Annotated in this window: 10 protein-coding genes, 1 pseudogene and 1 riboswitch; of the genes and pseudogenes, 1 reads left to right on the forward strand and 10 read right to left on the reverse strand. The window is 29.2% G+C overall.

The window, feature by feature from the left end; all coding sequences use genetic code 11:
- Positions 1-90: 90 nt before the first annotated feature.
- The 4 genes from ACRDDY_RS00125 to ACRDDY_RS00140 all read right to left on the reverse strand — a co-directional run bounded on the left by ACRDDY_RS00125 (position 91) and on the right by ACRDDY_RS00140 (position 4,865).
- Positions 91-807 (reverse strand): pseudouridine synthase, encoded by a 717-nt coding sequence (locus ACRDDY_RS00125; protein ID WP_438562940.1) that lies wholly within the window; start codon positions 805-807, stop codon positions 91-93.
- A gap of 120 nt (positions 808-927) precedes the next feature.
- Positions 928-2,940, reverse strand: coding sequence for a triple tyrosine motif-containing protein (locus ACRDDY_RS00130; protein WP_438562941.1), 2,013 nt, complete (start codon positions 2,938-2,940; stop codon positions 928-930).
- A gap of 128 nt (positions 2,941-3,068) precedes the next feature.
- A complete protein-coding gene (locus tag ACRDDY_RS00135; RefSeq protein ID WP_438562942.1) occupies positions 3,069-3,509 on the reverse strand; it encodes a YaiI/YqxD family protein in 441 nt (146 codons plus the stop codon).
- Between the two features lie 3 nt (positions 3,510-3,512).
- Positions 3,513-4,865 carry a glucose-6-phosphate isomerase gene (locus ACRDDY_RS00140; RefSeq protein WP_438562943.1) on the reverse strand — a complete coding sequence of 451 codons (1,353 nt, stop codon included), beginning with the start codon at positions 4,863-4,865 and terminating at the stop codon, positions 3,513-3,515.
- A 405-nt stretch (positions 4,866-5,270) separates the two neighbouring features.
- Between ACRDDY_RS00140 and ACRDDY_RS00145 the strand changes: the two are divergent.
- Positions 5,271-5,417: pseudogene (locus ACRDDY_RS00145) on the forward strand (four helix bundle protein); the annotation flags it as partial.
- Positions 5,418-5,520: 103 nt separating this feature from the next.
- On the opposite strand, the gene ACRDDY_RS00150 reads toward ACRDDY_RS00145, so the two are convergent.
- The 6 genes from ACRDDY_RS00150 to ACRDDY_RS00175 all read right to left on the reverse strand — a co-directional run bounded on the left by ACRDDY_RS00150 (position 5,521) and on the right by ACRDDY_RS00175 (position 11,318).
- Complete coding sequence (locus ACRDDY_RS00150) at positions 5,521-5,727, reverse strand: hypothetical protein (RefSeq protein ID WP_438562944.1); 207 nt, start codon at positions 5,725-5,727, stop codon at positions 5,521-5,523.
- Positions 5,728-5,805: 78 nt separating this feature from the next.
- The gene (locus tag ACRDDY_RS00155) at positions 5,806-6,087 is read right to left on the reverse strand and encodes a hypothetical protein (protein ID WP_438562945.1); all 282 of its coding nucleotides are present in this window, start codon (positions 6,085-6,087) and stop codon (positions 5,806-5,808) included.
- A 186-nt stretch (positions 6,088-6,273) separates the two neighbouring features.
- A complete protein-coding gene (gene guaA, locus ACRDDY_RS00160) occupies positions 6,274-7,806 on the reverse strand; it encodes a glutamine-hydrolyzing GMP synthase (protein ID WP_438562946.1) in 1,533 nt (510 codons plus the stop codon).
- A gap of 246 nt (positions 7,807-8,052) precedes the next feature.
- Positions 8,053-9,507, reverse strand: coding sequence for an IMP dehydrogenase (gene guaB, locus ACRDDY_RS00165; protein WP_438562947.1), 1,455 nt, complete (start codon positions 9,505-9,507; stop codon positions 8,053-8,055).
- Between the two features lie 258 nt (positions 9,508-9,765).
- Positions 9,766-9,863: riboswitch (purine riboswitch) on the reverse strand.
- A gap of 131 nt (positions 9,864-9,994) precedes the next feature.
- Entirely contained in the window at positions 9,995-10,777 is a 783-nt protein-coding gene (locus ACRDDY_RS00170; RefSeq protein ID WP_438562948.1) for a hypothetical protein, read from the reverse strand.
- A gap of 4 nt (positions 10,778-10,781) precedes the next feature.
- Positions 10,782-11,318: an RNA polymerase sigma factor gene (locus ACRDDY_RS00175; RefSeq protein ID WP_438562949.1), complete on the reverse strand. Its 537-nt coding sequence runs from the start codon at positions 11,316-11,318 to the stop codon at positions 10,782-10,784.
- Between the last annotated feature and the right edge of the window lie 186 nt (positions 11,319-11,504).

Below are 11,504 nucleotides of genomic sequence, written 5' to 3' on the forward strand. Positions count from 1 at the left end.
AAATTCTTTTATCATTTTTCGAATTTTATAAAGAATTATTTGCTTGTTTCAATAGTTTTATTCTTGTTCAGTTTACACTTTATTAATATTTTAGAAGCTTTTTAAATGTTCTATTTCTTCATCAGTTAACTCTCTATATTCTCCTTCTTCTAAATCTCTATCTAAAAGTAAACCTCCAAACTCAGTTCTTTGAAGATATACAACTTTCTTATCTCTAGCTTCAAACATTCTTTTTACTTGATGGAACTTTCCTTCTTGTATTGTTATATTTACTTCTGAACCATCTTCATCTGCTTTTAATATTTCAAGCTTTGCTTCCTTGCATTCATATCCATCATCTAAAGTTATTCCATCTTTAAATGCCTTAACATCTTCCTCTGTAACTTTCTTATCAATTCTTGCAAAATAAACTTTATCAACATGCCATTTAGGTGCTATTAATCTATGATTAAGTTCTCCATCATTAGTTAAAAGTAACAATCCTACTGTATCCTTATCTAATCTTCCAACTGGAAATGGCTCAAATGCTTGATAATCAACATGTAATAAATCTACAACCGTAGTATCTCTATTATCATATGTAGCTGATATAACTCCATCTGGTTTATTCATCATTAAATAAATAAATTCTCTATAATATAGTTCTTCCCCATTAACCTTTATTATAGCCTCATCAGGATTAACCTTCACATTACTATCCTTAACGACAACTCCATCAACTTCAACAAAACCTTTTTTAACTAAAGTTTTAACTTCTTTTCTACTTCCAAAACCTAAATTTGAAATAATCTTATCTAATCTTTCCATTCTTAAAGCTCTCCTTATGTATTCCAATACTTCTATTTCTGTTTCTTATTCTAGCATAAAGCCATCTTTATAACCAATTTATTTTAAAAAGAGAGTGTCCTATTTTAGACACTCTCTTCACTATACTGTAAACTCTATTTCACAGTAATCTTCATAATTCACTCTCTTATAATAGCTTTTTGCAAGAACTAATACTCTAAATATTCCTTCATTATATGGAATAAATGTATAGTAATTTTTCTTGCTATATCTTTGAGCTTTTACCCAATTTCCTTTTTCCATTATATAGAATTCATAACATACATCTTTTCCACCAATACTTGTGGCTTTAAATGTTATCTCTTTATTATCTCCAACAAGACTTTCAGTTACTATAACTTTTGTTCCTATAACCGGAGTTGCCTCTTCAACATATATAGCAATTTCTTTTTTACTATCAAATTCTTTCTCACACTTTACATTCTTTGCATAAATTTCAAATCCATATCTTCCTGCACATTTAGGTTTTATACAAATTCTCTTGTTTGGCATAAATCCAGTTTCTTCAACAATATTTCCATTTATCTTAGTTACAATATTTATTAAAGTATTCTTTGTATCTTGAACTATTGCTTCAATATCAATTGTTTCATTTATAAGATAATGCTCTCTCTTTGGAATTAATATATGTTCAATAGAACCTGGTAAATAATCTCTTACTGTTACAAAATAACTTGTTTGAACATCATATTCTGCATTAGTGTATTTATCTTTAACCTTCACATCAACTTCATATTTTCCTTTTTCAGTAGGAGTGAAATTAATATAATTTGACCTATTAAACTTTATAGCCTCAAGCTCTTTTCCATCTTTAAAAATTTTAAATGCATAAGTTAATGATGTTCCACCTTCTGCAAGAACTCTTAAATTTATAGGCTTGTTTACAATAGTTTCTCTATTTGTATCTGTAATAATATCAGCTATACGTATAGGTCTGTCCCCTCTTTTATCTATCTCAAAAATCATAGACTTCTTATCTTCATAATCACCTTTAAAAGAAATATCTTTTGCATATATAGTTACCTTATACCTTCCTTCTTCTTTTGGTATCCATACATATTCTGTACTTCTTGTATAACAAGAGTCATCACTTACTATTCCATCTATGATATATCTATATACTTTTTCTCTTCCACCTTCTGCATCAACTCTAAATTTAATATCTGTTTCTGTTTTTTGTGGTGATCTAACATCTGCTTCAAATTTATTTATCTTTATCTTATTATACGGTCTTACTTTATAATGCATCATAGCTCTATCATCATACTCTTTATGTGATAAAATATCCTTCATTAAACAAAGAATTTTATAATCTCCCGGTTTAACCTCTTGATATGTTACTATCTGCCTTGATGAAAAGTCTTGAATGCAAACTGAATGTCCTTCACTATCAATCTTTATAAATTTAAAAAGTAATGCTCTATTAGTATTTTTAGATGCTTGAACCTTAAACACAAGTTCTCTATCTACAAGTCTTTCCTCAGTTAAACATCTAAAACCTGTTATTTCAAGCTTTTCCTTTTTTTTAATTTTAAATTTTATAGTCTTAAAGTCATCAAAAGCTTCTCTAGATTCCATTCTCTTACATTCTACAAGAATTTCCTCCTCACCAAAATTTAAGGCTGTATATTGAATATATGTATCTTTCCCATAATCCCTTAATGCTTCCCAGCCCTTCTTACCTTTTTTCCAAAATCTATATAAAATATCACTTTCTTCTGATATTCCTGTAACTTTTATTCTGTCACCTTCTATATATTCTTCTTTATCTAATATTATTTCTTTTAATAAGTCCTTTTTTCTTCTACCATTTTTTATAATAAATGGTTCTTTTTCTATTAAATCATATGGTTTTTCTGAATTTCTACTTCTCCCTTGTACCATAATCATATATTCCCCTTCTTCTTTAGGGGTCCATACACATTCTTCTGGATCATCGAATTCTTTAATTGTGTTCCATATTCCATCATTACCTACTAATACTTTATAATCAATAATAGCATCACATTCTATCTTTATCTCTATGCTAGAATCAACCCTTTGAGGGCTTTTTTTATTAAATATTAAATTTATCTTAGTTGGAATTTTTATCATTTATAATTACCCTCCTTTGTATTTAAACATACATATAATAATACTATTATACAGCAAAATCCTTTTTACTTTAATACATTTTTTAACAATTTTTTATATTATTTTAACAAAAAAATCTAACAGTCTAGTTAACCGTTAGATTCACATACCATTTTTTCAAAGTTACTTAAAAACTCTTTTTCATCTAATGCAGTTCTTTTTTTAGGTCCTTTTGTTCTGTGTCCTGCCATTCTTATTTTTTGTGACATATGTCTTTTCTCTAAAAGCATATCAATATTATGATCAGAATAAATCTTTCCATTAGGATTTATAACCTTAGCTTTTTTAGGAAGACATAGTGCTGCAACTCCAAAATCCTGTGTAACTACAATATCACCTTCACATGTATTATTTATAACATACATATCCACACTTTGAAAACCACTATCCACAATATGTACCTTGGAATAATCACTATTTATAACATGATGTATATCACAATAGATTTCCACTTCTATACCATATTTTTTAGCTATTTTTTCAATTTTGGAGATGCTTGGACAAGCATCTCCATCTATAATAACTTTCATTTCCTATTTTAATCTTTCTTCAAGTTCAGCTTTTAAATCTTCATATCCAGGTTTTCCTAAAAGTGCGAACATGTTTTTCTTATACGCTTCAACTCCTGGTTGATCAAATGGATTAATTGCAAGTAAGTACCCACTGATTCCACAAGATTTTTCAAAGAAATAAACTAATTGTCCAAAGTAATATGGAGTTAATTCTGGTACATTTATAACAATGTTAGGTACTCCACCATCATTATGAGCTAATAAAGTTCCTTCAAAAGCTTTATGATTAACAAAGTCCATATCTTTTCCAGCTAAGAAGTTTAATCCATCTAAATCTTCTGCTTGCTTATCTATAGTAACAACTTCTTGAGGTGTTTCTATATTTATTACAGTTTCAAAAAGATCTCTCCTTCCTTCTTGGATATATTGTCCCATTGAGTGTAAATCTGTTGAGAAATCAACTGCTGCTGGGAATAGTCCTTTATTATCTTTTCCTTCTGATTCCCCATGAAGTTGTTTCCACCACTCTCCAAAGAAGTGTAATTGTGGTTCATAGTTAACTAATATTTCTATTGATTTTCCTTTACTATAAAGTGCATGTCTTGCTGCTGCATATTGATAACAAGTATTTTCACTAGGATTTGAATTTAAGAATTCTTCTCTTGCATCTGCTGCACCTTTCATCATTTCATCAATATCAACACCTGCTGCTGCTATTGGTAATAATCCAACTGCTGTTAACACAGAGAATCTTCCACCAACATCATCAGGAATAACGAAAGTTTCATATCCTTCTGTATCTGCTAAAGATTTTAATGCTCCTCTAGCTTTATCAGTAGTTGCATAAATTCTTTCTTTAGCAACTTCTTTTCCATATTTCTTCTCTAATAATTCTTTGAAAATTCTAAATGCTATAGCAGGCTCTGTAGTAGTTCCTGATTTAGATATAACATTTACTGAAATTTCTTTATCTTTAATAAGATTTATAAGTTGTGCCATATATGTTGAACTTATATTATTTCCTACATAGAAAATTTGTGGAGCTTTTCTATCTTCTTTATCTAATGCATTATAGAAGTTGTTAGTTAACATTTCTATTGCTGCTCTAGCTCCTAAGTATGATCCACCAATTCCAATAACAATTAAAACATCTGAATCAGATTTTATTTTATCTGCTGCCTTTTTAATTCTTTCAAATTCATTTTTATCATAATCAACTGGTAGGTCAATCCATCCTAAAAAGTCATTCCCCGCTCCAGTTTTTTCATGTAATTTCTTATGAGCCACTTCAACCATCTCATTTAAATATTCTACCTCAGACATACTTAAATAAGGTGCTGTCATAGTTAAATCTAATGATAATCTTTTATTCATGATTAAATCCCTCCTACTTTGTATAAAGCTTTACATAAATTATATTATGCCTTGCTTAAATCATTTATAACTTCTAATATTGTCTTCAAAGCTATCCCTTTTTATTTTACACCATTTTCCTAAACATTTAAACATTTTTTAAATCTGAGATTTAGACAAAAAAAGTTAAGGATTTTAGTAAAAACCTTAACTTTTTAAAATAATTTTTATTAAACTTTATCTATTGCAGCATTATTTTTTGCAAGTAATTGTCCTTCTTCAACAATATGACCTTGCATAACTCCCATAAGTTGTCCCTAAGTTAATTTATTGCCTTAAGGTGTAGGAACACTTCCTACGAGATTTATTATATAAAACTGAACTTCATTTGAACATTACTTACTTTTTTGTGAGGATGATTTTAATTTAGAATTATCAATTGCCTTAAAAGAAACTAATGAATCTTTATATTGGATAGAACTTTTACTTAAAACTAATTATCTAACTCCACATAATTCAACTTCTCTATTAAATGATTACCTTGATCTAAAAAATTCTTGTACTCTATTATAAAAACATCTAAACTTTCTTCTTCAAATACCTAATCTAAACTCAAAAAACTCGCCTAAGCGAGTTTTCACATCAATTCTTAATTTTTAATTCTTAATTTCTACTTCTATCCTCTGAACTTATTCATTTTATGGTTTAGTCCTGCAAATATTATTAGGAATACTACTATTATTATGGCTTCTATTCCTAACGCCTGCATTCCTTCCATTATGTTGCTTACTATTCCGCATCCTATTATTGCTATAATTCCTATAATTATATTTATAATTGCATACATTCTATATTCGCTTTCTTTCATTGGTTTATATCTCATATTGCTTGTCCTCCTTTGTTTTGCACATAAATTTTTATAATTTATTTATATAACTAAAATATTATTTTAATAGCTTTTTTAGCTTTTTTTATCTTCTATAACTTCTGTAATATCATATTCTAAAATTATCTCTGTATCTAAAATTCTAGATTTTACTACATCTGCTTTTACTAGTTTCCTATGTGTTCCCTTTAATTTTCTAAAATTTTTATATGCTTCAAGTTCTGAATTTCCACAATATAAAATCTCTGGATCACCTAAAAAACCAACTACTTCAATAGTCATATATTGATTTTTTTTAGTATTGTTCCCATTTCCCTTTAACTTCTCAAAAAATTCCTTATCATCATACCCATCCATAATCCTTCATCCCCTTACCCGTTTCCTCTTAAATTCCTACACTATATTCTATCACAAAACACTAAAACATAAATATTGAAACAAGAAATTTTCTTTTCCACTTTATTAAATTAATTTTAAAAAAGCTAAGTCAGATTTTCACTAACTTAGCCTTCTATAATTATAATTTTAAATTCTAAATTAATATTATTCCCACTCAATAGTAGCTGGTGGCTTAGAAGTTATATCATAAACAATTCTGTTTACTCCTGGTACTTCATTTACAATTCTTCTACTTACTAAGTCTAATAATTCATATGGGATTCTTGCCCACTCTGATGTCATTGCATCACTTGATGTAACTGCTCTAAGTGCAATTGTATGACAGTAAGTTCTTTCATCTCCCATAACTCCAACTGATTTTATGTTTGGAAGACATGCAAAGTATTGCCATATAGTTTCATCTAAGTTTGCATTTGCAATTTCTTCTCTGAATATTGCATCTGCTTCTCTTGTGATGTGAAGTTTTTCTTCAGTTATTTCTCCAAGTACTCTAATTGCAAGCCCTGGTCCTGGGAATGGCTGTCTCCATACTAATTTATGAGGAATTCCAAGCTCTTCTCCAACTGCTCTAACTTCATCTTTAAATAATTCTCTTAATGGCTCTATTAAATCAAATTCCATATCTTCTGGAAGTCCACCAACATTGTGATGTGATTTAATAACTGCTGAAGTATCTGTTCCACTTTCAACTATATCAGGATAAATAGTTCCTTGTACTAAGTAATCTATATCTCCAACTTTTTTAGCTTCTTCTTCAAATACTCTTATAAATTCTTCACCTATAATTTTTCTCTTAGTCTCAGGGTCAGATACACCTTTAAGTTTTCCAAGGAATCTATCTTGTGCATTAACTCTTATAATATTCATATCAAATTCTTTTTTGAATACTCTTTCAACTGTATCCCCTTCATCTTTTCTAAGTAAACCGTGGTCAACAAAGATACAAGTTAAGTTATGACCAATTGCCTTATGAACTATCATAGCTGCAACTGATGAATCAACTCCACCTGATAAAGCACAAAGAACTTTCTTATCTCCAACTAATGCTTTTATTTCTTTTATTTTATCTTCTGCAAAAGAAGCCATAGTCCAAGTTTTCTCTAATCCACAAATATTATATAAGAAGTTTTGAAGCATTTTTTGCCCAAATGGTGTATGCTCAACCTCTGGATGGAATTGAACTCCATAAAGATTTCTATCAACATTTTCCATAGCTCCAACAGGACAAACTTCTGTATGTGCTATAATTTCAAATCCTTCTGGTGCTTCAGATATGTAATCTGTATGACTCATCCAACAAATATCTTTTTCATTTATTCCTTCAAATAATCTTGAAGAATTTTTTATGTTAAGTTCAGTTTTTCCATACTCTCTAACAGGTGCAGTAGCAACTTTTCCACCTAAAAGATGAGACATAAGTTGAACTCCATAACAAATTCCAAGTACAGGAACACCTAACTCAAAAATCTCTTCAGATACTTTTGGAGTATTCTCACCATAAACACTATTAGGTCCACCAGTAAAAATAATCCCCTTTGGATTCTTCTCTTTTATCTTTTCTATTGAATATGTGTAAGGAATTATTTCACAATATATTCCACACTCTCTAACTCTTCTTGCAATAAGCTGATTATACTGTCCACCGAAGTCAACAATTAAAACTAAATCCTTCTTCATTCTTTCCTCCTAGAAATCCTTCTTATTTTATATAGTAAATTATACCAAATTAATTGAGAATTAAAAATTAAGAATTAAAAATTTTTTATTTAATAGGTCAAAATAAATTTTAACCTATATATTTTTCTACTCTCTTTATCTAACTCTTAATTCTCAACTTAGCTTCTTCTATTATTAAATTTCTTACGATAAAAATTATCGCCAGATAATTTTTGAGTCCATTTAAAGTTGCTTGCAACTTTTCACTTACTTCCCAACACTATAGTTTGGCGCTTCTTTAGTTATATTTATATCATGTGGATGACTTTCTCTAAGTCCTGCTGATGTTTGAACTACAAATGTTGCAGTTTCGTATAGTGTATTTAAGTCTATTGAACCTAAGTATCCCATTCCAGATCTTATTCCTCCAAGCATTTGGAATATTGTATCTGTTACTGAACCTTTAAATGCAATTCTTCCTTCAACACCTTCTGGTACTAATTTTTTATTTCCATCTTGGAAGTATCTGTCTTTTGAACCATTTGCCATAGCTCCAAGTGAACCCATTCCTCTATAAACTTTGTAGCTTCTTCCTTGGAACATTTCTATTTCTCCTGGTGCTTCTTCACATCCTGCAAATAATGAACCCATCATTGCTGCACATGCTCCTGCTGCTAATGCTTTAACAACATCACCTGAGAATTTAATTCCTCCATCTGCTATAACAGGAATTCCATATTTTTTACCAGCTTCTACACAATCCATAACTGCTGTTAATTGAGGAACTCCAACTCCTGCAACTACTCTTGTTGTACAAATAGAACCAGGTCCTATTCCCACTTTAACACAATCTGCTCCAGCTTTAATTAAATCTTCAGTTGCTTCTGCAGTTGCTACATTTCCAGCTATAACTTGTAAATCTGGATATTTTTCTTTAACTTTCTTAACAGCTTCTAAAACTCCTTTAGAATGTCCGTGTGCTGTATCTATAGTTATAACATCTACCTTTGCTTTATATAATGCATCAACTCTGTCCATCATGTCACCAGTTACTCCAACTGCTGCACCACATAAAAGTCTTCCTTGAGAATCTTTAGCTGCATTTGGGAAGATTCTAGCTTTTTCAATATCCTTTATAGTTATAAGTCCTTTTAAATTTCCTTCATTATCAACAAGAGGTAATTTTTCTATTTTATGCTTTCTTAATAACTCTTTAGCTTCATCCATAGTAGTATTTTCTGGTGCTGTAACTAAATTTTCTTTAGTCATAACATCACCAATTTTTTTACTAAAATCAGTTTCAAAAGTTACATCTCTATTAGTTAAAATTCCTACTAATTTACCTTCAACAGTTATAGGCACTCCTGATATTCTATATTGTCCCATAAGTTCTTCAGCATCGCTTAAAGTGTGTTCTGGTGAAAGAAATATTGGATCTGTAATTACTCCATTTTCTTGTCTCTTAACCTTATCAACTTCTTTAGCTTGTGCTTCAATGCTCATATTTTTATGAACAATTCCAAGTCCACCTTCTCTAGCCATAGCAATTGCCATCTTAGATTCAGTTACAGTATCCATACTTGCACTAATTAAAGGAATATTTAAAACCAATTTCTTAGTTAAATTAGTTTTTAAAGACACCCCATTAGGTAATATCTCTGATTTGTTAGGAACTAAAAGTACATCATCAAATGTATAAGCTTGTTTTAATATTTTTGCCATTTTAAATTTCTCCCCTCGTCTATAAAGAATTTTTTATTTATATTAGATTGTGTAAATTTTTATAATATTATGCCATTTTAACTTAACTCATTATGCTAACTATTGCTTTTCGAACTTGTACATTTTTCTTCTATTGTTATATATAGTCAAACAAACCTATAAAAAAGTACAAAAAAAGCACATTAACTTCAATAAGTGAAGATAATATGCCCTTAAATACATCTTAGTAAAAAAATTCCAGTATAAAGATGTAAAGTTAGCTTTATTATAATCACTCATAGTCAGAAATTTAAGGTTTCCGGTAGATACTCCCTGCCATATTCAGGGGATATACGAGTCGTAAATGTGCAAATTCAATTTTAAATTATCATAATTATAAATTACAAAAAAAGTCTTGTCAACTAAATAAAGCCCAAAAACTCTACTTATTTCTCAAAATTATAAAAGATTAGAAATGTAATCTTTTCCATCTCTAATCTTTTATATACTATTTTAATTCTGCTACAATTTTGTCATTTTCTACTGAAAGCTTTAATATATTTTTACTCACTTTCTCACCTTTATATGTGGCTTCTATCTCTATTTCTACTCCATTTAAAACTTCTGATAATCCTCTTCCTTCATCTAATCCTTTCCTCATATCTTTACTAAAAACATATTCAATAGTAGCCTTTCCTTCTACATTTTCTAAAACTAATTCATTTTTTCCTTCTTCATATATTCTAGCTTTTTGCTCTTCATTTAATTTAATTTTTTCACCCTTTTTAGTATTCTCTCCATTGTCTCCCGTTTTTTCTTCAAATAATACTCCCTCATTATCCTTTGGTAATCCCTTTGTAAATTGTGTGAATCCTCCTTTATTTGCCTTAAGTTTTAAACTTTCTAAATCATCTGATTCAATATTTAATAAAATTCCTTCTGATATTAATCCTGTACCATTTTCTGTATCTCCAAAAACTTTAAAACCACCTTTAATCTCAGTTTTTGTATCCTTTTTTAATTCCACTGCTTTATTATGACTCCCACTTTCACTTGCATAAACCTTTATTGGATTTATACTCTCTCCCTCTTCACCCATACCTGCACCTATATTAGTAAATAAAACTAATCCACTTACAACAGCTACCATTGCTACACTTAAAATTGACTTCTTTTTCATACCATTTTTTCTCCTCTCATTTAAATTAATTATTTTCTCTTTCTCCCCTGGAACCTTTACACCATTACTTATTCTCATATATTCATCAATCTTTTTCTTTCTTCTAAACATTATATTATTTATCCTCCTTAAAACTCACCCTAAGTTTTTTAATAGCTCTAGAATATTTTGCTCTAGCATTTATAATTGAAATTCCTAAAATTTTTGAAATTTGAAAATAAGAAAGACCAACATTTAATTTAAGAATAATTATTCCCTTCTCAATCTCACTTAAAGGCTCAATCATCCTTAAAAATTCCATACTACTCTCTAAAATTTCAAACTCTCCATCACTACAAATCTCAATATCATCAGATACTATAATCTTCTTAAACCTATTTAAATAATTTAAAGATAAATTCCTTGCAATAGTCAAAATCCATGCCTTTGCATTTGTTCCTCTCTTATAAGAATCACTACTTCTAATAATCCTAACAAAAACATCCTGAAGCAAATCCTCAGCAACCCCATAATCCTTAACCATAGATAATATAAAAAGAAAAATCCCCCTCTTCTCCTCAATATATAAATCCCGTAACTTCTCTAAATCTCCTTCATTAACTCCTACAATAGAAGTCTCAAAAATATCCAAACTCTCAAACTTACTTCCCATAAAAACTCTCCCTTGATGTACATCTATCTATATAACAATTCACCTTAAAACTTTGTGACACATTTTTTAAAATTTAAATAAAAAAAGTTAAAGCCTTCCCTTTGCTTTAACTTTTGTTTAATATCTATAATTCTTCTATAAGACAACTATGCTTCTTTTCCCTTGAATCTACCACTTTGGAATAAT

Origin of the sequence: Clostridium sp., assembly GCF_051656525.1 — a bacterium.
Classification (GTDB): domain Bacteria; phylum Bacillota; class Clostridia; order Clostridiales; family Clostridiaceae; genus Clostridium.

Coding starts and splice junctions, on each gene's coding strand:
- ACRDDY_RS00175 (WP_438562949.1), bottom strand. CDS start 11,318: ATGGGAAGTAAGTTTGAGAGTTTGGATATTTTTGAGACTTCTATTGTA.
- guaA (WP_438562946.1), bottom strand. CDS start 7,806: ATGAAGAAGGATTTAGTTTTAATTGTTGACTTCGGTGGACAGTATAAT.
- ACRDDY_RS00125 (WP_438562940.1), bottom strand. CDS start 807: ATGGAAAGATTAGATAAGATTATTTCAAATTTAGGTTTTGGAAGTAGA.
- guaB (WP_438562947.1), bottom strand. CDS start 9,507: ATGGCAAAAATATTAAAACAAGCTTATACATTTGATGATGTACTTTTA.
- ACRDDY_RS00150 (WP_438562944.1), bottom strand. CDS start 5,727: ATGAGATATAAACCAATGAAAGAAAGCGAATATAGAATGTATGCAATT.
- ACRDDY_RS00135 (WP_438562942.1), bottom strand. CDS start 3,509: ATGAAAGTTATTATAGATGGAGATGCTTGTCCAAGCATCTCCAAAATT.
- ACRDDY_RS00130 (WP_438562941.1), bottom strand. CDS start 2,940: ATGATAAAAATTCCAACTAAGATAAATTTAATATTTAATAAAAAAAGC.
- ACRDDY_RS00170 (WP_438562948.1), bottom strand. CDS start 10,777: ATGTTTAGAAGAAAGAAAAAGATTGATGAATATATGAGAATAAGTAAT.
- ACRDDY_RS00155 (WP_438562945.1), bottom strand. CDS start 6,087: ATGGATGGGTATGATGATAAGGAATTTTTTGAGAAGTTAAAGGGAAAT.
- ACRDDY_RS00140 (WP_438562943.1), bottom strand. CDS start 4,865: ATGAATAAAAGATTATCATTAGATTTAACTATGACAGCACCTTATTTA.